The organism is Sphingopyxis sp. H050, from assembly GCF_001468265.1.
In the GTDB taxonomy this organism is placed as follows: Bacteria; Pseudomonadota; Alphaproteobacteria; order Sphingomonadales; family Sphingomonadaceae; genus Sphingopyxis.
The window spans coordinates 316,329-337,641 of record NZ_LNRZ01000001.1 but is presented as its reverse complement, the minus strand read 5'-3'; the positions used below and the strand labels follow the sequence as shown (position 1 = coordinate 337,641).

15 protein-coding genes are annotated in these 21,313 nt (G+C 65.8%); 10 read left to right on the top strand and 5 right to left on the bottom strand.

Features of this window, described 5'->3' with window-relative positions:
* The first annotated feature begins 218 nt into the window (after window positions 1-218).
* On the top strand, window positions 219-3,221 hold the full coding sequence (locus ATE67_RS01515) for a TonB-dependent receptor plug domain-containing protein (RefSeq protein WP_058814928.1): 3,003 nt from the start codon (window positions 219-221) through the stop codon (window positions 3,219-3,221).
* Between the two features lie 378 nt (window positions 3,222-3,599).
* On the opposite strand, the gene ATE67_RS01510 is transcribed toward ATE67_RS01515, so the two are convergent.
* Window positions 3,600-4,703, bottom strand: coding sequence for an NADH:flavin oxidoreductase/NADH oxidase (locus ATE67_RS01510; RefSeq protein WP_058814927.1), 1,104 nt, complete (start codon window positions 4,701-4,703; stop codon window positions 3,600-3,602).
* Between the two features lie 22 nt (window positions 4,704-4,725).
* Window positions 4,726-5,508 carry an SDR family NAD(P)-dependent oxidoreductase gene (locus tag ATE67_RS01505; protein ID WP_058814926.1) on the bottom strand — a complete coding sequence of 261 codons (783 nt, stop codon included), beginning with the start codon at window positions 5,506-5,508 and terminating at the stop codon, window positions 4,726-4,728.
* Window positions 5,509-5,633: 125 nt separating this feature from the next.
* On the opposite strand from ATE67_RS01505, the gene ATE67_RS01500 reads away from it, so the two are divergent.
* On the top strand, window positions 5,634-6,395 hold the full coding sequence (locus ATE67_RS01500) for a ThuA domain-containing protein (protein ID WP_058814925.1): 762 nt from the start codon (window positions 5,634-5,636) through the stop codon (window positions 6,393-6,395).
* 162 nt (window positions 6,396-6,557) lie between these two features.
* Here ATE67_RS01500 and ATE67_RS01495 read toward each other — a convergent pair whose 3' ends face one another.
* Complete coding sequence (locus tag ATE67_RS01495) at window positions 6,558-8,195, bottom strand: GMC family oxidoreductase (protein ID WP_058814924.1); 1,638 nt, start codon at window positions 8,193-8,195, stop codon at window positions 6,558-6,560.
* Window positions 8,196-8,319: 124 nt separating this feature from the next.
* Here ATE67_RS01495 and ATE67_RS01490 point away from each other — a divergent pair, with 124 nt between their 5' ends.
* From ATE67_RS01490 to ATE67_RS01470, 5 genes are all read left to right on the top strand, one after another.
* Window positions 8,320-9,069 carry a glucose 1-dehydrogenase gene (locus tag ATE67_RS01490; RefSeq protein WP_058814923.1) on the top strand — a complete coding sequence of 250 codons (750 nt, stop codon included), beginning with the start codon at window positions 8,320-8,322 and terminating at the stop codon, window positions 9,067-9,069.
* Complete coding sequence (locus tag ATE67_RS01485) at window positions 9,066-9,782, top strand: SDR family NAD(P)-dependent oxidoreductase (protein WP_058814922.1); 717 nt, start codon at window positions 9,066-9,068, stop codon at window positions 9,780-9,782. The genes ATE67_RS01490 and ATE67_RS01485 overlap by 4 nt, the downstream gene beginning before the upstream one ends.
* Window positions 9,783-9,920: 138 nt before the next feature.
* Window positions 9,921-12,290: a TonB-dependent receptor gene (locus tag ATE67_RS01480; RefSeq protein WP_058814921.1), complete on the top strand. Its 2,370-nt coding sequence runs from the start codon at window positions 9,921-9,923 to the stop codon at window positions 12,288-12,290.
* A gap of 109 nt (window positions 12,291-12,399) precedes the next feature.
* Window positions 12,400-13,857 carry a carotenoid oxygenase family protein gene (locus ATE67_RS01475; protein WP_058814920.1) on the top strand — a complete coding sequence of 486 codons (1,458 nt, stop codon included), beginning with the start codon at window positions 12,400-12,402 and terminating at the stop codon, window positions 13,855-13,857.
* 18 nt (window positions 13,858-13,875) lie between these two features.
* Complete coding sequence (locus ATE67_RS01470; RefSeq protein WP_058814919.1) at window positions 13,876-15,456, top strand: fatty acid--CoA ligase; 1,581 nt, start codon at window positions 13,876-13,878, stop codon at window positions 15,454-15,456.
* On the opposite strand, the gene ATE67_RS01465 is transcribed toward ATE67_RS01470, so the two are convergent.
* Together ATE67_RS01465 and ATE67_RS01460 are read right to left on the bottom strand one after the other, a co-directional pair.
* Entirely contained in the window at window positions 15,449-16,261 is an 813-nt protein-coding gene (locus tag ATE67_RS01465) for an SDR family NAD(P)-dependent oxidoreductase (protein WP_058814918.1), read from the bottom strand. The two genes, ATE67_RS01470 and ATE67_RS01465, sit on opposite strands and share 8 nt — an antisense overlap.
* Before the next feature lie 10 nt (window positions 16,262-16,271).
* Window positions 16,272-17,270: an NADP-dependent oxidoreductase gene (locus ATE67_RS01460; RefSeq protein ID WP_058814917.1), complete on the bottom strand. Its 999-nt coding sequence runs from the start codon at window positions 17,268-17,270 to the stop codon at window positions 16,272-16,274.
* A gap of 118 nt (window positions 17,271-17,388) precedes the next feature.
* On the opposite strand from ATE67_RS01460, the gene ATE67_RS01455 reads away from it, so the two are divergent.
* Genes ATE67_RS01455 through ATE67_RS01445 form a run of 3 tightly spaced genes read left to right on the top strand, consistent with a single transcriptional unit; the run spans window position 17,389 to window position 21,311 of the window.
* Window positions 17,389-19,512 carry a molybdopterin-containing oxidoreductase family protein gene (locus ATE67_RS01455; protein WP_058814916.1) on the top strand — a complete coding sequence of 708 codons (2,124 nt, stop codon included), beginning with the start codon at window positions 17,389-17,391 and terminating at the stop codon, window positions 19,510-19,512.
* 9 nt (window positions 19,513-19,521) lie between these two features.
* Complete coding sequence (locus tag ATE67_RS01450) at window positions 19,522-20,538, top strand: NADP-dependent oxidoreductase (protein WP_058814915.1); 1,017 nt, start codon at window positions 19,522-19,524, stop codon at window positions 20,536-20,538.
* Complete coding sequence (locus ATE67_RS01445; RefSeq protein ID WP_058814914.1) at window positions 20,535-21,311, top strand: ThuA domain-containing protein; 777 nt, start codon at window positions 20,535-20,537, stop codon at window positions 21,309-21,311. The genes ATE67_RS01450 and ATE67_RS01445 overlap by 4 nt, the downstream gene beginning before the upstream one ends.
* The last annotated feature ends 2 nt before the right edge of the window (window positions 21,312-21,313 follow it).

The following is a 21,313-nucleotide window of genomic DNA, read 5'->3' as shown; positions in this document are numbered from 1 at the left end:
GTTGACCGGCCGCGGCCACCCTGTAACCTCGCTGTCACGAAATCGGCTGTCCGCGGCCTCCGGCCCCCGCGATGACCGAGGCGCGCAAAGAATATCATGAAAAAATAAAAGGGCGGAGCGAGACATCCGCCAGGCGATCAGGTGGGACAATAGGGCGGTCGGGAGTACGCGTTGGACGGCTCACGGCGCAGCCCTTGGTCAAAAAGGGGACTGTTAACATGCATGATTTTGGACGAGTTCGCCGGCCGCTGGGCCGCCGCAGTGCTTTCGGCGCCGCGATGACCGCGCTGGCGCTGGTGCATGGCGCACCCGCCCTGGCGCAGGAGAGCGCTGCGCCCGCCGACGCGGCCGAGGCGGCGGCCGCCGACCAGATCGTCGTCACCGGCTCGCGCGTCGTCCGCGACGGGTTCCAGGCCCCAACCCCCTTGGTCGTGCTGACCCGCGAAGACATTCAGAACACTTCGCCGACGAACAATATCGCCGATTTCGTGAACCAGCTGCCTCAGCTCGCCGGTTCGACCAAGCCCGCCAACTCGCGCCTCAACATCTCGAACGGTTCGGCGGGCATCAACGCGCTCAACCTCCGCAACCTCGGTGAGGGCCGCGTCCTGATCCTGGTCGACGGCCGCCGCTCGGTCGGTTCGACGATTTTCGGCTGGGTCGACATCAACACCATTCCGCAGGCGCTGGTCGAGCGGGTCGAGGTCGTCACCGGCGGCGCCTCGTCGGCCTATGGTTCGGACGCCGTCACCGGCGTCGTCAACTTCATCCTCGACAAGAAGATGACGGGCGTGCGCATCACCGGCGATATCGGCATCACCGACGTCGGCGACGGCTTCAACTATTCGGGCAGCATCGCGGGCGGCAAGTCCTTCGCCGACGGCCGCGGCCACGCCCTGTTCAACCTCGAGGTCGCGCATCAGGACGGCATTTACGAGGTCGATCCGAACGACCGGCCTTGGAACCACAAGGGCTACCTAGCCTTTGCGAACCCGGCCTATACGGCGACCAACGGCCAGCCCGCCTTCATCACCTTCCGCCAAAATGCCGGTCAGACGAACCAGGCGCCCGGCGGCTTCATCACCGCCTCGACCGGCACCACCGCGAACGCACTGCGCGGCCTCTATTTCGGCAACGGTGGTCAGGTCATCCCGTTCCAGTATGGCTCGTTCAACTCCCCCGCGCTGGGCGGCGCTGCCGCGGTCACGCGTACGGTCGGCGGCGACTGGCGGGTCAATGACTCGGGCCGCCGCATCGGCCTCAACCCCCGCGACGACCGTTGGGGCGCCTATGGCCGCCTGAGCTATGAAATCTCCGACAATGTCGAGATTTTCGCCGAAGGCTCGTTCAACAAACAGGAAGTCTTCTTCAACGCCGGGCCCAACCTCGGTTCGGCCAACCTGAACACGACGGGCTGTACGACCGTTCCGGTTCCGATCACCTGCAACGCCTTCGCCCTGCAAACGCTGGGCGCAGCGCGCCTCGCAGGGGTCACCCAGATCAGCATCACGACCACCGCGGCAGATCTGCCGTTCCGCGGCATCAACAACAAGCGCCAGGTCCAGCGTTACGTCGCCGGCGCGCAAGGCGAATTCGACGCGTTCGGCAATGCCGCGCGCTGGGATGTCTTCGGCCAGTACAGCCGGTCGGATCTGCGCGAGCAGCTTCGCAACATCATGCATGTGACGCGCATGGCGCAGGCGACGAATGCGGCCTTTGCACCGGCGGGCAATGCGCGCGGCTATGCCGTCGGGTCGATCCAGTGTCTGATCAACGTCGACGCCGTCACCACCAACGACGATCCGAACTGCGTGCCGCTGAACCGCCTCGGCATCGGCGTCGCCGATCCGGCTGCGATCGACTATGTGCTGGGCGACCCGTACCGCAAACAGGTGCTCGAACAGTTCGTCACCGGCGCCAACCTGTCGCTGACGCCTTTCGCGACATGGGCCGGCGACGTCAGCGTCGCGGTCGGTGCCGAATATCGCGAGGAAAAGATTCGCGGCAGCGTGCCTGACGAGTTCCAGCCGATCATAAACGCCAACGGCACGACGACCAACCGCTGGTCGGTCGGCAACTACCTGCCCTTCCGCGGTAGCTACAATGTGAAGGAAGCCTATCTCGAAACCGTGGTCCCGCTCGGCCTTGGGCTTGAGTTCAACGGTGCGGTGCGCGGCACCGACTATTCGAACTCGGGCTATGTCACCACGTGGAAGTTGGGCGCAACCTGGGCGCCGATCGAGGATATCCGCTTCCGTGTGACGCGATCGCGCGACATTCGCGCGCCGAACCTCAATGAGCTGTTCCAGGCCGGTACGGCGAACAGCGATTCGGTCCGCAATCCGGCCTTCACGCCCGACCTCGCCAACGGGCCGCAATTCTTCCCCTATTCGGGCCTGACGACGGGCAACCCGAACCTGACCCCCGAAAAGGCGGATTCGTGGAACATCGGCGGCGTGGTCACCCCACGCTTCATTCCGGGCTTCACCGCATCGGTCGACTATTTCCGCATCGACCTGGAGGACGCGATCGATTCATTGAGCGCGCAGGAAACGATCAACCGCTGCTTTGAAGGGCGGCAGGAATATTGCGACGCGATCACCGACGATCCGACCCGCTCGACGCCGACCGTCCCCTACAAGCTGATCCGGACGCAACCATTCAATTTCGTCAGCAAGCTGGTGCGCGGTATCGACTTCGACGCCGCCTATCGCCTGCCGGTGGGCGAGAACGCCGCGATCACGCTGAAGGGCACAGCCACCCGCTATATCGAGAATCTCTCCGATACCGGCATCCCGGGCACGGTGCCGGTCAACACGGTCGGCGCCAATGGCGGTCAGGCCAGCACGCCGAAATGGATTTTCCGCGCCAACATCAACTATTCGACCCCGACCTTCTCGGGGACGGTCACCGGGCGCGGCGTCAGCGCGGGCAAGTATCTCGCCAACGCGATCGAATGCACGACCGGCTGCCCGACCTCGACCAGCCAATTTCCGACCTACGACAACAACCACGTCAAGGGTCTGTTCTACGTCGACCTCAATCTGACGCAGAAGATCCGCTTTGAAAGCGCCTCGCAAGCGGAGCTTTTCTTCAACGTCACCAACCTGTTCAACGCCAACCCGCTGCTGCTGCCCGAAACCGGCCTGGCGGCGAACAGCACCTATTCGGACCTGCTCGGCCGCCAGTTTCGCGTCGGGATCCGGTTCAAACTGGACTGACGCAACATCATTGGCGCCAAGGAAAGGGAGGGCGGCGCCCTCCCTTTTTTTTGCCCCACCCGCCGAACCGCGCCCGGACCGCAAAACGCGATCCATAAGGGATAGGCTCGGCGTCGATGGCGTTTGAATTTGCGCGAGGTTCGATGTGACGATGCCGGCGCTGTGACGTCTTGACCGCGGCGCGATCGCATTCCACATTGTTGCTATCGTTCAACAACGGAAAGGAGGTGGTCTGATGTCTCATTGTCATATGCCGCGTGCGGCAAAGTTCATGAGCCTGGCCTCCGCCACGGAGGCACGGCTCGCCTGAGCTGGCCCATGTTGGCTGACAATGGAAAGGCCGTCCCGAAAGGGGCGGCCTTTTGTCATGGCGGCGTCTCAGGTGACGAAGAGGTCGGGAAACTCCCGCGGTTGCGATCGCAGATATTGCGGGGGCGCCTTGACGCTCGCGCCCAGATGCGCCGCGGCGTGCCACGGCCAGCGCGGGTCGAACAGCATCGCACGAGCCAGCGCGATCAGATCGGCATCGCCCGACGCCACGATCGCTTCGGCCTGGTCATAATCGGTAATCAGCCCGACTGCGACGACGGGCACCGCGACCGCCGCCTTCACAGCGCGCGCGAGCGGCACCTGATAGCCTGGCCCGACCGGAATCTGCTGTCGCGGATCGAGACCGCCGCTCGACACATGGACCGCCGCGCAGCCGCGCGCTTCGAGCACTCGCGCAAACGCGATGGTTTCCTCGATCGTCCAGCCGCCTTCAACCCAGTCGGTGCCCGAAACGCGGACGGTGACCGGCCGCTCGGCGGGAAAGGCGCGGCGTACCGCGTCGAAGATTTCCAGCGGAAAACGCATCCGGTTTTCGAGGCTGCCGCCATAATCGTCGGTGCGCTGGTTCGACAACGGCGAGAGGAATTGATGCACCAGATAGCCATGCGCCGCATGGATCTGGACCGCGGCCAAGTCCAGCCGCGCCGCCCGCTCGGCCGACGCGGCGAAGGCGTCACAAATGCGCGCCATCTCGCCGCCGTCGAGCGCAATCGGTGCGACTTGCCCTGCGGCGAAGGGCAGCGGCGATGGCCCGACGGTCTGCCAGCCGTTTGGATCGCCCGGCGGCAGCTGCGCCCCGCCCTTCCACGGCACTTCGACCGAGGCCTTTCGCCCGGCATGGCTGAGCTGGATCGCGATCGGCATGTCCGACCAGCGGCGAACGCTTTCCAGCGTGCGCGCCATCGCGGCCTCGGTCCCCTCGTCCCACAGCCCGACGTCGGCATAGCTGATCCGCCCCTCGGGCAGCACCGCCGTCGCCTCGATCGTCAGCAGCGCCGCCCCCGATAGCGCGAGGTTGCCGAGATGGATCAGGTGCCAGTCGGTCATGCAGCCATCGACCGCCGAATATTGGCACATCGGCGCGATGACGATGCGGTTGCGAAGGTTGAGGCCGCCGACGGACATCGGCTGGAACAGCGCAGGTTCGGTCACAAAAACTCCAGAGCAGAGGGGATCAGACGCCCATCATACCCGCGGTTGTGGCGCCGTCGATGACATAGTCGCTGCCCGAGATGAAGCCGGCCTCGTCGGACGCGAGAAAGGCGACGAGCGCGCTCACTTCATCGAGCTGCGCCATGCGCCTCATCGGCGCCATCCCCTCGAACGTTGCGCGTGCGGCCGCGGGATCGGGCGAGCGGTCGATGACGCCGCGGATCATGTCAGTTTCGACGACACCGGGCAGGATCGCATTGACGCGGATTTTATACCCCTTGCCCGCGCAGTGGATCGCCGCCGATTTGACGAGCGCGACCACCGCCGCCTTGGTCACCGAATAGGCGACATAATTTCCCATGGCGCGGTGCGCGTTCATCGACGAGTTGACGATGATCGAACCGCCGGGCCCTTGCGGGTTCTTGGCCATCGCGCGGATCGCATGCTGAACCGTCAGCATTACGCCGGTCTGGTTCACGCCGACGATATGGTTCCAGGCATCGATGCCGATGTCCTCGACGCTGGCATCGCCTGCCTCGGTCCCGGCATTGGCAAAGGCGACGTCCAGCCGGCCATATTCGGCCTCGACCTCCGCCATCAGCGCATCCCACGCCGAAGCGTCTTCGACGCGATGGGCGCGGAAGATGGCGCCGGTCCGGGCTTCGACGAGCGCCGCCGCTTCGGCGTTCGAGCCGGTGAAGACGACCTTCGCGCCTTCCTTCGTCAGCCGCTCGACCGTCGCCGCCCCGATTCCGCTCGTCCCGCCGGTGACCAAAGCGACCTTGCCGCCGAGCCTCTGCTGCATCGCACCTCTCCTCTCGTCCGCCCTCTTGCCAGTTTCGCTCCATTCGGGAACCTATCAATACAGCAAGGTGACGGCAGCGCACCGCGTTCGCATGATGGCGCCATAACAGGAGGAGAGGACCGGCGATGAGCGACAGCGAACATCCGCCCCGCATCAACTGCGTGCTGATCTGCGGCGGCGTCTGGCACGACATGGATTTCGCGCGGCTCGAGCTGCTCAAACTGCTCGCCGAGGACCAGCGCGTCCGGACGCGCGTGTTCGAGAATTACGACAATATCGAGGCGATCGAAGGCGCCGACATCCTCATCACCTACACCTGCGACGTCGCGCCGTCGCTCCCCGCGCAGGAGGCGCTGAAGCGTTGGCTCGCCAGGGGCGGGCGCTGGTACGCACTCCACGGCACCAATTCGATCCTGCGGTTGCTCGACACGGGCGTGTGGGATGCGCCGCGCTGGGCGCCGCTGATGATGGATTTGCTGGGGTCGCAGTTCATCAGCCACCCGGCGATCGAGCCTTACACCGTCCGCGTCGTCGATCCCGATCACCAGCTCACCAAGGGCATCGAGCCGTTCGAGACGACCGACGAGCTCTATCATCTCGAAACGCACGGCGACCTCCATGTCCTGCTCGACACCGAATGCACCGGGCCGGGCACCGGCTTCGTCGAGGCCGAGGATGCGCCGGGCACCTATCCCGTCTTCTATATCAAGCGGCATGGCGCGGGCGCGGTGCTGTACCTCACGCTCGGCCATTGCCGCGGGCATTATGATTTGCAGCCGATGATGGACTGGTGGCCGACCGTCGACCGCTGCGCGTGGGACCTGCCGGTCTTCTACGACCTGCTGCGCCGCGGGATCGGCTGGCTGAAGGACCGCGAGAGGGTTTGAGTGGAGGTGCCGAGCACGAGGCAACATTTCCTTATCTTGTCATTCCCGCGAAAGCGGGAACCCAGAGTGGGGTATGCCGACGGACGCCCTGGGTCCCCGCTTTCGCGGGAATGACAAACGGGGCGGGTCCGCTTCCGCCCCAAAACTGCCCCGCCAAACCCCTCAAGCCACCGCGCGCAGCTTGCGCCTATCCTCGCGGATCAGCCCCGCCGCCCGCAAAGCAACCGCCATCGCCGGCGCGTTCGTGTTGCCGGTCACCGGCGACGGCATCACCGAACAGTCGACGACACGCAATCCGTCGACGCCGTTGACGCGCAGCCGCGCGTCGGTGACGGCGCGGTTGTCGCTTCCCATGCGGCACGTCCCCACGCCGTGCAGGCCGCAGGTCGCGAGGCGGCGGAAAGCGGCGAGGATTTCGGCGTCGCTCTGCACCGCCGCGCCGGGAAGCAGTTCGCTTTCGACCAGCCCGACGAGCGCGGGCTGCGCCATATAGCGGCGCATCGTATGCACCGCGGCGATCGCGGTGCGCTCGTCCTCGCGCGTCGAGAGCCAGTTGGGCTTGATGTCGGCGGGCGCGTCGCTGCCCGGCCCGGTGATCAAAATGCTCCCCTCGCTCGTCAGGCGGAGCAGCTGGCCATAGATGGTCATCCCCGGCTTGCGGTCGATGCTGCTGAGCGGCACCGGATGCTTGTCGTCGCCGAGCGCGAAGGTGTAGCCGCCGAGGTAAAGCTGAAGGTCGGGCCGCAGGTCGCGGCTGGTCAGGTTCAGGAAGGCGCCGACCTCGAACGGTCCCGTCGCCATGATCCCGCCGCGCGTCAGCAAATATTGCGCCATCGCGCGCATCAGGCCGATGCCGAAGAAACTGCGGTTGCTGCCGACGTCGCGCGACAGGCGGTGCGGCATCGAAAAGCCCAGATGCTCGCGCATCCGCCCGCCGACGTCGGGCGCATCGACGACCGGGCCGACCCCGGCGGCGCGCAGCACATCGGCGGGGCCGATCCCAGAGCGCTGGAGCAGCAAGGGACTTTCCAAAGCGCCGCCTGAAACGATGACCTCGCCGGCGCAATCGAACCGCTGCGGTTGGCCCGCGACCTTCGCCTCGACCCCGACGACCCTGCCGCCCAAGATGACCAGCCGCTCGGCCATCGCATGCGTCACGACGCGCAGGTTGGGTCGTTTCTTCGCCCGCGCGAGAAAAGTCGTCGCCGCGCTTTCGCGCCGCCCACTCCGGACGTTGTGCGCGTAAAAGCCAACGCGATCCAAGGTCGATCCGTTGAGATCGTCGACGGGCTTCAGCCCCATCTCGACGCCCGCCTGCACCATCGTCTCGGCCAGCGGATAGCTGTGGATCTTCGGCGCAACCCTGACCGGCCCGCCCGCGCCGCGCATCGCGCTGGCGCCGAGGCCATGATCTTCCAGCTTGCGAAAGGCGTCGGTCATCGCATCGCCATTCCAGCCGGTGCAGCCGAGCTTTTCCCATTCGTCATAATCGGCCGGTTCGCCGCGGCTCCAGATCATGCCGTTGACCGCCGACGATCCGCCCAGCCCCTTGCCGCGGATCCACACCTCGCCGGGCGCGCTGCCGTCGCCGCGCGGCTGCGACACGCCATAGGCCCAGATATGGTCGGGATTGGTGACCAGCTTGGCGACCCCCTTGGGGATCGCGACCCAGCGGCTGTCGTTGCTGCCGCCCGCTTCGAGCAGCAGCACCCGGATGGCGGGGTCGGCGCTTAGCTGCTCGGCAAGGACGCAGCCCGCCGACCCGGCGCCGATGATGATATAGTCCCAGTCCGTCGTCATGCGGCCTCTCCTGTCCCGGGCCAACCTTGGAACCGTCGGCGCAGCCGGCGCACCTAGCTCAATAAATAGTCCCCTCGCCCGCTGTCCGGCATGATAGTGCCGCCACAAAATAAGGGAGGATGCGATGGCAGGAGCAAGCGGGCGGATTGCCGAGAAGACGGCCTTTGTGACCGGCGGCGCGTCGGGGCTGGGGCTCGACATCGTCCGCCGCTTCGTCGCCGAGGGCGCCAGCGTCGTGATCGCCGACATCGACATCGCCGCGGGCGAGGCGCTCGCCGCGGAGCTTGGTCAGCGCTTCGTCAAACTCGACGTGTCGCAGGAAACCGAATGGCTCGCCGCGCTCGGCACCTGCGAGCGCATCGACATCCTCGTCAACAATGCCGGGATCACGACGCACGGTTCGATCGAGGATCTGACGCTCGCGGCCTTTCGCCACGAATTTTCGGTCGACGTCGACGGGGTGTTCCTCGGCTGCAAGCATATCATTCCGAAGATGAGGGATCATGGCGGGTCGGTGATCAACATGTCGTCGATGTGCGGTGTGCGCGCGCAGGCCGATCTCGCCGCCTATAACGCCGCCAAGGCCGCGGTGACGCATCTCACCAAATCGGTCGCGCTGCATTATGCCCGCAAGGGCTATGGCATCCGCTGCAATTCGGTGCATCCGGGCGCGATCCACACCCCGATCCTCGAGAAAGTGATGGCGCAGGTCGCCGACGGCCAAGCGCTCTACGACAGCTGGGTCGCAACCCACCCGGTGGGCCGCCTTGGCAAACCCGAGGAGATTTCGGCGATCGTTCTCTATCTGGCGTCCGACGAATCGGCGTTCGCGACCGGCGCCGAGTTCCGCATCGACGGCGGCAGTTCGCTGTGACGGCGGGGCGCCTCGACGGCCGCGTGGCGCTCGTCACCGGCGCGGGATCAGGGATCGGCCTCGCGACCGCACGGCGCCTCGCCGCCGACGGCGCGCGCGTCCTGACCACCGACCGCGCGGGTCAGGTCGACATCGTGGGCGATGTCACGGCGCCGGGTATCAATGCAAAGCTGGTAGCCGAAGCCGAGGCGCGGTTCGGCCGGCTCGACATCGTCGTCGCTTGCGCCGGCATTACCGGCTTGCAGATGCTCGACGAGGCCAGCGACGAATTTTTCGACCAGATGATGTCGGTCAACGTTACCGCGGTGTTTCGCCTGATGCGCGACGCGCTGCCCCTTCTCAAACAATCGCCGCACGGACGGATCATCCTGATCGGATCGGTGATGTCGAGCTTCGGCGAAGCAGGCATGACCGCCTACAGCGCGTCGAAACATGCGGTGCTGGGCATGACCAAGTCGGTCGCGGCCGAGGTCGGCGCGCATGGCATCACGGTCAATTGCATCCAGCCCGGCGCGATCGAGACGCCGATGACCGCCCCCGCCTTCACCGCTATGCCCGAATTCCGGCAGAAGTGGATCGACAAGGCGGCTCTCGGTCGGCTCGGCCAGCCCGAAGACATCGCCGACGTTGCCGCCTTTCTGGCCTCCGACGACGCCCGTTTCATGTCGGGGCATGGCGTTTTCGCCGATGGCGGCGCGACCCAGAGGCAATAGAAAGCAAGGAAATCAGGGGATTTCGTGCCGCTACGGCATGCCTGATATTTTTGATGATTGTTGAATCGCACCATAAAGCGGACCTTCCCCCCAACGCGACCGGCGGGCTATGCGCCGGCGCGAGAGGGAGGAACGACGATGATCACGCATGCCCGAATGCTGCCTGCCATCCATGCCACTGTGTCGCTCGCTGCACTGGCCATTGCCACGCCGGCGTTTGCCCAGGAGGCACCGGTGCAGGACGACGGCGGCGCCATTCGCGAAATCGTCGTCACCGCCCAGAAGCGCGAGGAAAGCGCCCAATCGGTCCCGGTCGCGATTACCGCCTTGGACGAAAAGGCGCTGGATACCGGCATGGTGCAGGATATTCGCGACGTCGCGGGGCGCGTTCCCAGCCTGGTGATCGACAGCGTGTCGGCCGGTCCGAGCGCAGCGGCGATTTCCATTCGCGGCATTTCGTTCGAGGATATCGAAAAAAGCTTCGACCCGACCGTCGGCGTCGTCGTCGATGGCGTGTTCATCGGCACCAACACCGGCCAACTGCTCGACAGTTTCGACCTTGAAAGCCTGCAGGTCCTGCGCGGTCCGCAGGGAACCCTGTTCGGCCGCAACACGATCGGCGGCGTGATCGAGGTGAAGCGCACGAAGCCGACCGACGATTTCGGCGTCAAGGGCCGCCTATCCTATGCCAGGTTCGACACCAAAAGTGCCCGGCTGGTCGCCAACAGCGGCAAGCTGGGAGATTTCATCGCGATCAAGGCCTTCGGCTTCTACGACAAGACCGACGGTTTTGTCCGCAACCTCAGCACCGGCGGCCGCGATGGCAAATATGAAACGCTGACCGGCGGGGCGACCCTGTTGATCGAGCCCAGCAGCGATTTTTCGGCCGAGATAACCTATGAACATATGCGCGAGCGCGGCGAGACGGTTTCGATCCCGACATCGTCGAGCCTGGACCTGATCTGCCTCGCCGCCGGCGCGCCCGGATTCTCGCCGGTCGCCGAATGCAACCGCTTTGCCCTGCCCGATCGCGGCGTCGACGGCACCTACCAGCGCGCCCCGCACGACGTCACCAACGACACCGACGCGGTCACCGGCAACATCACCTGGTCGCTGAACGACAATATCACGCTCTTTTCGGTCACCGGCTATCGCACCAATGACGAGAATGTCGCGCAGGACTTCGACGGCAGTTCGGCGGATTTCTTCGCCACCCGGCGCATCCAGCAATTCGAACAGTTCAGCCAGGAGCTGCGGGTGCTGGCCGAGCTGAGCGACGCGGTCAACCTGCTGGTCGGCGGCTATTATTACAACAGCAATTACCAGCTGGACCAGTTTACGCGTCTGGGACCCGTGCCCTCGCAAAGCGCGACCGGCGCGACGCTTCGCGCCTACACCGACAATAAGGCCAGGTCCTATGCCGGCTTTGCCGACGCCCAGTTCAAGCTGACCGACCGCTTCAAACTGTCGGTCGGCGGCCGCTACACCCGCGACAGAAAGCAGACCTTCAACAACTACGGCCAGGTCGTGGGGCTGGTCGAATTGAGCCAGCCGAACTTCGACGGACGGTCCTGCGTGCGCGTCACCGGCGTCTTTGGACCGGGACCCCTCGCAGGGCTGCCGACTTACGGTCCCGCCACCAATTGTTCGGGCAAGGCGTCGTTCGGCAAATTCACTTGGCGCGCCAACGCGACCTATGAAGTCGGCGACAACAAGATAATCTATGCTTCCTATTCGACCGGCTTCCGGTCGGGCGGGTTCAACGGACGCGCCGCATCGCCGACCTCGCTTGGTCCCTATTTCCCGGAAACCGTCGACGCGTTCGAGGTCGGGTTGAAGGCCGACTGGCTCGACCGGACGTTGCGGACCAACATCGCGCTGTTCCACACCAAATATGACAACAAGCAGGAAGAGGTCGTCCAGCCCTCGCCGCCGGGTTCGGCCCAGCCGCAGGAGACGGTGGTCGGAAACGCCGCGTCGGCAAAGATCACCGGCGCCGAGCTCGAACTGATCATGCAGCCGTCCGAATCGCTGAACTTCACGGCATCGGCAAGCTATATCGACGCCAGGTACGGAACCTTCCTAAAGGATCTGAATGGCGACAATGTCGGCGACGACGTGTCGACGCTCACCCTGCGCCGCGCACCGAAATTCCAGTTCTCGACCGGGGCCAATTATTCGAAGGACATCGGCTCGGGACGCCTCGACGCCAATATCTTGCTCCGCTTCCAGAGCAAGGTGGCGACCTGCATCGTCGCCAACCGGCCGGTCGTCTTCGGCGCGGTCACCAACGATTTCCGCTGCTTTACCAAGGATCGCGAAAATCTGTCGGGACAGGTGTCCTACACCTTCATGACGGGCAGCGGGGAAGTCAGCGTCGCCGTGTTCGGCCGCAATCTGACCAACGTGCGCGACATCGGCAGCACCTTGCCGGTCGCCGGTCTTTTCACCTTCTCCGGCTCCATCGAGCCGCGCACATACGGTGTCGAGCTCGGCTTCAAGTTCTGACGACAGAATGTTCCCGCCGGGGCACGGCGGGGTCGTAAAAGGGGAACCAAGAACAAGGGGCGGCGCATTGCACCGCCCCTTGTTTGATGGACAGACCAGAGGAACCAGGATGACGCAGGCCTTTTTCGACCATCCCTATCTGTCCGGGCATCATCAGCCGGTGCGGTTCGAGGCGACCGCGCCCGACCTGATCGTCGAGGGCGAGATCCCGGCGGATCTGGTCGGCGTCTTCTATCGCAACGGCCCCGAACCGCTCTATCCGACGCGCGAGGGCGAGTATCATTGGTTCGACGGCGACGGCATGGTCTATGCCTTCCATATCGCCGACGGCCGCGCATCGATGCTCAACCGCTGGGTCCGAACCGAAAAGTTCGAAATGGAAATGGCCGCGGGCAAGCGCCTGTTCGGGCTGTTCGGCAACCCGATGACCGCCGACCCGTCGGTCGCGGGCAAGCGCTACAACACCGCGAACACCAACATCATCGTCCATGGCGGCAAGTTGCTGGCACTGATGGAGGGCGCACCGGCGGTCGAACTCGATCCGCGCACCCTCGAAACGCTGGGCGAGGAACATTATGGCGGGACGATCACCACGACCTTTTCGGCGCATCCCAAGATCGACCATGCGACGGGCGAGCTGATCAATCTGGGCGCGATGATCAACGGCCCGATGGGGGCGCCGCAGATCCGCTACGACGTGATCGACGCCGATGGCCGGGTGACCAAGGCCGAGCTGATCGACATGCCGCACAATGCGCTGATGCACACCTTCTTCCTGACCGAAAACTGGGTCGTCTTTCCGGTCATCCCGATCGACGCCGACCTCGGCCGCTTCATGCAGGGCGGGCCGATGACCGCGTGGGTCAATGGCCGCCCGACGAAATTCGCGATCATGCCGCGCCAGGGTTCGGCGAGCGACATACGCTGGTTCGACTATGAGCCGCGCCACATGTTCCACGAACTCAACGTCTGGGAACAGGACGGCAAGATCGTCGCCGACGTCGCCGCCGCGAACGGCACCGCGCTGTTCCCCGACGAGACGGGCGCGAAAAAGACCCATGGCGATACCCAGCAGAGCCTGCGCCGCTGGACGATCGATCCGGGCACGAACGGCAACGGGACGTGGCTCAGGGAGGAAACGCTCAACGACCGCGACATCCAGTTTCCGCGCCCCGACGACCGGTTCATGACCCGCGCCTCGCGCCACAGCTTTGCCAACATCAATTTGAACAGCCGCGACGGCCGCGCCGAGGGGATGGACGCGGTACTGCGCTTCGACACCGTGAGCGGCCGGGAGGATATCTACCACTTCGGTAATGGCGCTTCGTGCGGCGAGCTGGTTTTCGCGCCAAAGATGGGCGCTGTGGGCGAAGGCGACGGCTATGCGATGACGCTGGTCCACCGCGCAGGCGCAGCGACAAGCGAGCTTGCGATCTTCGACGCGCTCGACATCGCGGCGGGGCCGGTTGCGACGGTCCATGTCCCGTTCCGCGTCCCGTCGGGTTTTCATTGCAATTTCTACGCCGCCGACTCCAGTCTCTACCGGCAGGCGTTCGGTCACGCCTGACCAGGGGAGAGAAAGTCAGTGAAGGTTCCAGCCTTTCAGCGGATCGCCGACGTCGCGCGGACCAACGCGCGCGAACGTCCCGACCGGATCCTCTTCCACTTCGAAGGCCGCGCGACGCGTTACGCCGATTTCGACGCGAACAGCAGCCGCGCCGCGAACGCGCTGATCGCGCTCGGCCTGAAGCCCGACGACCGCGTCGCCTATCTCGGCAAGAACAGCGATCTTTATTTCGAGCTGCTGGTCGCGGTCGCCAAGGCAGGGGGCGTCATGACGCCGGTCAACTGGCGCCTCGCGGTCCCGGAAATCGCGTGGATCATCGAGAATTGCGGCGCGCGCATCCTGTGCGTGGGACCGGAATTCACCGAGCTGGTTGCCGCGAACCGCGCCGCCTTTCCTGGCGTCGAGCATGTGGTCGCGACCGAAGGCGCGGCGAGCGGCTTTCCCGATTATCGCGGCTGGCGCGACAGCTTCCCCGCCACCGACCCCGGCATCGCGCGCGGCGAGACCGATGCGGTGATCCAGATGTACACCTCGGGCACCACCGGCAAGCCCAAGGGCGCGGTGCTGACCAACGGGTCGGTGCTACGTTCGCAGCTCGATCGCGATCCAGCGCTACAGGCCGAATGGGAACGCTGGGACGAGGATGACGTCGGGCTGGTCGCCATGCCCTGCTTCCACATCGGCGGCACCGGATACGGCATCACCGTGATGACCAACGGCGCGACCGGCGTCATCACGCGCGAGTTCGACCCCGGCGGGGTGCTCGACCTGATCGAGGCCTATGGCATCTCGAAAATCTTCATGGTGCCCGCGGCGATGCAGATCATCGTCAACCAGCCCCGCGCACGCGAGGTCGATTTCTCGCGCCTGCGTCACATCGCCTATGGCGCCTCGCCAATCCCGCTCCACCTGCTGCGCCAGTGCATCGACGTCTTCCAGTGCGGCTTCGTCCAGATGTACGGCATGACCGAGACGTCGGGCACGATCGCCGCGCTGCCGCCCGAGGATCACGACCCGGCGGGCAACGAGCGCATGCGCTCGGTCGGCAAGCCTTTGCGCGGGGTCGAGATGCGGGTGATCGATGAGGGCGGCAATCCCCTGCCCCCGCGCGAAATCGGCGAGATCGCGATCCGCGCGCAGGCCAATATGCGCGAATATTGGGGGCGGCCCGAAGCGACCGCCGAGACGATCGACGCGGGCGGCTGGCTGCGCACCGGCGATGCCGGCTACACCGACGAGGACGGCTATTTCTACCTCCACGACCGGGTGAAGGACATGATCATCTCGGGCGGCGAGAATGTCTATCCGGCCGAGGTCGAGAATGCGATCTATGGCCACCCCGCCGTCGCCGATGTCGCGGTGGTCGGCGTCCCCGACGACAAATGGGGCGAAGCGGTGAAGGCCTGCGTCGTCCTGCGCGAAGGCCAGAGCGCCGATGCAGGCGAGATCATCGGCTGGGCGCGGACACGGATCGCGGGCTATAAATGCCCGAAGTCGGTCGACTTCATCCCCGCGCTGCCGCGCAACCCGTCGGGCAAGATCCTGCGCCGCGAGCTCCGCGCGCCCTATTGGGAAGGGCGCGAGCGGCAGATCAGCTAGCTTGCAGCTTCGCCATCGCCGCGCCGACGGCGGCGGCGATATCATGCTCCTGCGGATTCCCGCGCAGCGCGAGACCGCCATTGGGCTGCAAATTCTCGCCGGTCACGAACGCCTCGTCGCTCGCCAGCCACAGGCATGCGTTCGCCACATCCTGCGACGTGTTCAGCCGCCCCAGCGGATAGCGCGGCAGGAAGGCATCGACGAGCCCCGGCGTCGCGAACGCGCCCTCGGTCATCGGCGATTCGGTGAACGCCGGCGACACGATATTCGCCCGGATCCCCGCCGCGCCGAAATCATTGGCGACGCAGCGGATCAGCGCCTCCGACCCTGTCTTGGTGCCGATGTAGGCCGCGTGATTGCTGATCGGCGAGCGCGTCGTCGCCGACGATATCTGGATGATCGAACCGCCGCTCGGGTCGTTCGCCAGCATCGCGCCGACGAACGCCTGCAGGAAATGATGCACGCCGGTGAACTGCAGCGCGACGATGCTCGCCAGCTCCTCCTCGGTCACCTCGAGCAAGGGCTTGAGCAGCCCCCAGCCGCTCGCGTTCAGCGCGACATCGACCCCGCCCATCTTCGCCTTCGCCGCATCGGCGAGCGCGAAGACCGATGCCTTGTCGGTGATATCGCAAAGCGCGGCGTGGCCGCCGATCTCCCCAGCCAGCGCCTCCAGCGGCTCCGCCTTGCGCCCCGCCACCATCACCGTCGCACCCTCGCGCGCAAAGAGCCGCGCGGTGACCTGCGCCATATTTCCCGTCGATGCCGCGCCGATGATGACGGCGCGCTTGCCTGCCAGCCTGCCCATGTCGATCTCCCTACAGCTTCAACAATTGCTTGCCGCGGTTCTGGCCGCTGAACAGGCGCTTCAGCGTCGCCGGAGCATTTTCGAACCCCTGCTGCACATCCTCGCGATAGGTGAGCCGTCCATCCTGGACGAAACCCTCCAGCCGTTTGCGGATCGCCGGAAATTCGGCGGCCCAGTCGAGCACGATAAAGCCCGCCATCGTGCCGCGGCGAAAGACCAGATTGAAATAATTTTGCGGGCCCGCGGGCAGCGATCCGGTCTCGTACCGGCTGATCCCGCCGCAGATCACGACCCGCGCGCCTGTCGCGATCTCGCCGAGCATGTCGTTGAGGATCGCGCCGCCGACATTGTCGAAAATGACGTCGACCCCGCGCGGACAATGTTCGCGGATCTGGGCCCGCACATCGCCTGCCTTGTAATCGATCGCGGCGTCATAGCCCGCTTCCTCGACGAGCCAGCGGCATTTGTCCTCGTCGCCCGCGATGCCGACCGCGCGGCACCCCGCAATCTTCGCAAGTTGACCCACGACCGACCCCGTGGCCCCCGCCGCGCCCGAGACGAGCACCGTATCGCCGGCGACCGGCCGCCCGACCTTGAACAGTCCGCACCAGGCGGTGACCCCGGTCGTCCCCAGCACGGACAGCATCGCGGTCGGCGGCAATTTTGTGTCGATCTTCACCAGCCCCTCGCCGGTCGAACGGTGCCATTCGGTCCAGCCGGTCGATCCCATGACGAGGTCGCCGACCGCAAAGTCCGGATGGTTGCTCTCGACAACTTCGCTGATCCCGCTACCGCGCATCACGTCGCCGATCGCCATCGGCGCGACATAGTCGGCGATATTTTCCATCCACCCCTTTTGCGCCGGATCGAACCCCAGATAGAGTGTCTTCAGCAGCAGTTCGCCCTCGCCCGGCGCGCCGATCCCGGTCTCGACGAGCTTGAAATCGCCATCCTCGATCCCGCGCCCGCGCGGATGTCCGTTCAGCAGCCATTGGCGCGATGTCGGCATCGATACTCTCCCTGTTCGTTGCCGCGAAATTGCGCTCGCGCCGGACAGGCATCCACCGCCAAAAGTGCCAGTCGATTGCGGGGCGGCGAGGCGTAGGGTGCAATCAGGGAGAGATATTATGCCTGAGGTCCGCCGCAGTTTCTGCCGCTTCTGCCATGCCAATTGCGCGATGCTGGTCACGATCGACGAGGGCCGCGTCACCAAGGTGCAGGGCGATCCCGACGACCCCGTGTTCGGCGGCTATACCTGTATCAAGGGCCGCCAATTGCCCGACGCCCACCACGGCCCGCAGCGGCTGACGGTGTCGCAAAAGCGCGTCGCCGGGGCGTTTCAGGATATCGCGATGGACACCGCGCTCGACGAGATCGCCGCGAAACTGTCGGCGATCATCGCCGAGCACGGCCCGCATGCCGTCGCAGTCTATGGCGGCACCTACGCCTTCCAGAACAGCGCCGGGGTCGGCAGCGCGATGGCCTTCGCGCAGGGGCTGGGCACGCGCAACATCTATACGTCGGTCACCCTCGACCAGCCCGCCAAAGTCTATACGACGATGCGTTACGGCAACTGGATGGGCGGGATGCACAGCTTCGCCGAGGCCGACGTCGCCTTTTTCATTGGCAACAATCCGATCGTCTCGCATTATGGCCCGCCGGGTGGCCTGCCGCCCTTTTCGCCATCGCGCCGCTTGCGCGATGCGCTGGATCAGGGGCTGAAGCTGATCGTCGCCGACCCGCGCGAGAGCGACGTCGCGGCTCTCGCACACATCCACCTGCCGGTTCGCCCCGGCGAAGATCCCGCGCTGCTTGCCGGGATCATTCATGTCATCCTGTCCGAAGGCCTCCAAGACCAGGCGTTTGTCCAGCAATATGTCGACGGCCTCGACGAGCTGCGCCGCGCCGTCGCCGATTTCACCCCCGCGGTCGCGGCCGCGCGCGCGGGCGTCGACGAAGCCCAACTGGTCGCCGCGGCGCGGATGTTCGCGGGCGGTGCCAAGGGCGTCGTCTCGACCGGCACCGGTCCCGAAATGGCGGGAAACGGCACGCTCACGCAGTATCTGGTCTCGTCGCTCAACATCATCTGCGGGCGCTTCTGCCGCGAGGGCGAGAAAAGCTCGATCCCGCGCGTCTTCACCCCCGTCACCCCGCGCCGCGCGCAGGTCGCGCCGCCGATGGCGCTCTTTGGCGAGGGCTTCCCCGCCTCGCGCATCCGCGGCCTCACCCATCTCGGCATGGAGATGCCGTGCAACGTGCTCGCCGACGAAATGCTGACGCCTGGCGAAGGCCAGGTGCGCGCGCTGATCGTGATCGGCGGCAATCCGGTGGTCGCCTTTCCCGATCAGGACAAGATGACGCGCGCGATCGACGGGCTCGACCTGCTCGTGTCGATCGACGTCAACGCCGAGTCCGCGACGGCGAAGCGCGCCGACTATATCCTCGCGCCCAAGATGTGCCTCGAGCGCGAGGACATCAGCAACCTTTCCGAATGGTGGTACGAAATCCCCTACGCCCGCTATACCGAAGCGATGATCGCCGCACCCGGCGACCTGCTCGAGGAGTGGGAGATGCTCTGGGAACTTGCACACCGTCTCGGCACCGGCCTGCCGCTTGCGGGCGGGGCGTGTCCGATGGACGTGCGCCCGACCAAGGAGGCGTTCCTCGACCTGATGGTTGCGGGCTGCTCGGTCGCACCGAGCGTCGTGCGAGCGGATACCGTCGACGGCAAGGCAGTCATCTATGAGGATCTGCATCCGATCGTCGAACCCGGCGATCCCGATGCGCCCGGCCGTTTCGACCTCACCGCAGGCGCCATGCCCGACCAGCTGATCGCCTATGGCAACGCCGAGCAGCCGACGCCCGATTTCCCGTGGCGCATGGTCTCGCGCCGCAGCAGGCACCGCTTCAACTCGACAGGGCAGAATTTGCCCGCGCTGCGCGCCAAGCGCACGACCAATCCCGCCTTTCTGCATCCCGACGATCTGGCGCGCATTCCCTGCAATGACGGCGACACCGTCCGCATCCGGTCGGCGGTCGGCGAAGTCGTCGCGGTCGCGCGCGCGGCGGAGAATATGCGCCCCGGCGTCGTGTCGATGGCGCATGCCTTCGGCGGCCCGGACATCGGCCCAGACGGGGTGCATGAGCATGGCGCCTCGACCAATCGCCTCGTCAGCGAGAGCGCCCACTACGACCCCATCACCGGCCAGTCGCTGCAAAGCGCGATCCCGGTCTCCATCGTTCCGGCTTGAGGAGCCCCTATGCCCGACAACCGCCGTTTCCTGCTTGTCCGTCGTCCCGAGGGGGAACCGGTGCCGGACGATTTTTCGCTGGTGACCGAGCCGACGCCCGAGCTCGCCGACGGCGAGTTCCTGATCCGCAACCATTATGCCTCGCTCGACCCCGCGATCCGCGGCTGGATGGACGATGCGCCGAGCTATATGCCGCCGATCCCGCTCGGCGCGCCGGTGCGCGCGTCGACCGTCGGGATCGTCGAGGCGAGCAGGGCGGAGGGCTTTGCGCCCGGTCAATGGGTGATGGGACTGAACGGGATCGAGGATTATTCGGTCGGCACCGTCGGCGGCTTCACCCAGCCGATCGACGCCAGCCTCGTGCCGTCGGTGACCAACTACCTCTCGGTGCTCGGCGCGGTCGGGATGACCGCCTATTTCGGCTATATCGACGTGTGCGAGCCCAAGGGCGGCGATGTCGTGCTGGTGACCGGCGCGGCGGGCGCGGTCGGTTCGCTCGTCGGCCAGATCGCGAAGATCAAGGGCGCCAGCAAGGTCATCGGCATCGCGGGCGGCCCCGAGAAATGCGCCCGGCTGATCGACCGCTACGGCTTCGACGCCGCGATCGATTATCGCGGCAAGGATGTGCAGGCGCTGACCGATGCGATCCGCGCCGAAGCGCCCGATGGGGTCGACATCATCTTCGAAAATGTCGGCGGCGACATCCTCGACGCCGGGCTCAACAATCTGCGCCACGGCGCACGGATCGGCCTTTGCGGGTTGATCAGCGAGTATAACAGCGTCGAAAAGGTCGGCGCGCGCAACATCTGGCAGCTCATCGTCCACCGGGCCTCGATCCGCGGGCTGCTGGTGGCCGATTATATTCCGCGCTTCGCCGAGGGCGCCGCCGAAATGGCTGCATGGCTCCAGCAGGGTCGGCTGATCGCCGACGAGCATGTCGACGAGGGGATCGAGAACAGCTTCGACGCCTTCATGCGGCTTTTCGCCGGGAGCAATCAGGGCAAGATGATCCTCAAGATCGCATGACCGGACCGCGCCGCCTTCTCGTCCTGTCGGGCGGCCATCCCTATGAAGCCGAGCCTTTCGCCGAGCTGCTCAAGAGCTTCGAGGACTGGACGGTCACGCACCTGGCCCACCCCGAAGCCGAGATCGCGGTCGCCGAGGGTGCGGCTAACGATGCCGATGCCATCCTCTTCTACGACATGCCCGGATACAGCTTCGGCGACGGCCGCGCAGCGACGCGGCCGCCATCCTTCACCTATCGCCGCGCCATCACCGACTATTTCGCCCGCGGCGGCGGCGCGGTCGCGATGCATCATGCGATCGCCGGCTGGGCCGAATGGCCCGATTGGGCGGAGATGATCGGCGGGCGGTTCCTTTACGAGCCTGGCGAGGCACATGGTGAGGAGCACCTCGACTCGGGTTACCGCCACGAGGTCCGCTACGACGCGGTGGTCCTCGACCCTGCGCATCCGGTGACCGCCGGCCTGCCGCCGCGCTTTCCGCTGTGCGACGAGCTGTATCTGGCGCCGGTGTGGGGCGCGGCGACCCCCCTGCTCCGCGCCGATCACGCCTTCGTCCGCGGCAATTTCTATTCGGCGGCGCAGGCGGTGGCGGGGCGCATGTTCAGCAACGACGGCTGGGACCATCGTCCCGAAAGCGACCTGATCGCGTGGGAGAAGCCGGTCGGCGCGGGACGCCTGATCTATCTTCAGCCCGGCGACGGCCCCGCGGCCTATGCCGACCCGAACCTTCGCCGCTTCCTCGCCAACGCGCTGGCGCATGTCGCGCGCGCCTAACG

What these genes read in the sequence shown, in the direction of transcription:
- ATE67_RS01515 (WP_058814928.1), top strand. Translation starts at nt 219, where the DNA reads ATGCATGATTTTGGACGAGTTCGCCGGCCGCTGGGCCGCCGCAGTGCT.
- ATE67_RS01505 (WP_058814926.1), bottom strand. Translation starts at nt 5,508, where the DNA reads ATGCAGCAGAGGCTCGGCGGCAAGGTCGCTTTGGTCACCGGCGGGACG.
- ATE67_RS01500 (WP_058814925.1), top strand. Translation starts at nt 5,634, where the DNA reads ATGAGCGACAGCGAACATCCGCCCCGCATCAACTGCGTGCTGATCTGC.
- ATE67_RS01495 (WP_058814924.1), bottom strand. Translation starts at nt 8,195, where the DNA reads ATGACGACGGACTGGGACTATATCATCATCGGCGCCGGGTCGGCGGGC.
- ATE67_RS01490 (WP_058814923.1), top strand. Translation starts at nt 8,320, where the DNA reads ATGGCAGGAGCAAGCGGGCGGATTGCCGAGAAGACGGCCTTTGTGACC.
- ATE67_RS01480 (WP_058814921.1), top strand. Translation starts at nt 9,921, where the DNA reads ATGATCACGCATGCCCGAATGCTGCCTGCCATCCATGCCACTGTGTCG.
- ATE67_RS01475 (WP_058814920.1), top strand. Translation starts at nt 12,400, where the DNA reads ATGACGCAGGCCTTTTTCGACCATCCCTATCTGTCCGGGCATCATCAG.
- ATE67_RS01465 (WP_058814918.1), bottom strand. Translation starts at nt 16,261, where the DNA reads ATGGGCAGGCTGGCAGGCAAGCGCGCCGTCATCATCGGCGCGGCATCG.
- ATE67_RS01460 (WP_058814917.1), bottom strand. Translation starts at nt 17,270, where the DNA reads ATGCCGACATCGCGCCAATGGCTGCTGAACGGACATCCGCGCGGGCGC.
- ATE67_RS01455 (WP_058814916.1), top strand. Translation starts at nt 17,389, where the DNA reads ATGCCTGAGGTCCGCCGCAGTTTCTGCCGCTTCTGCCATGCCAATTGC.
- ATE67_RS01450 (WP_058814915.1), top strand. Translation starts at nt 19,522, where the DNA reads ATGCCCGACAACCGCCGTTTCCTGCTTGTCCGTCGTCCCGAGGGGGAA.
- ATE67_RS01445 (WP_058814914.1), top strand. Translation starts at nt 20,535, where the DNA reads ATGACCGGACCGCGCCGCCTTCTCGTCCTGTCGGGCGGCCATCCCTAT.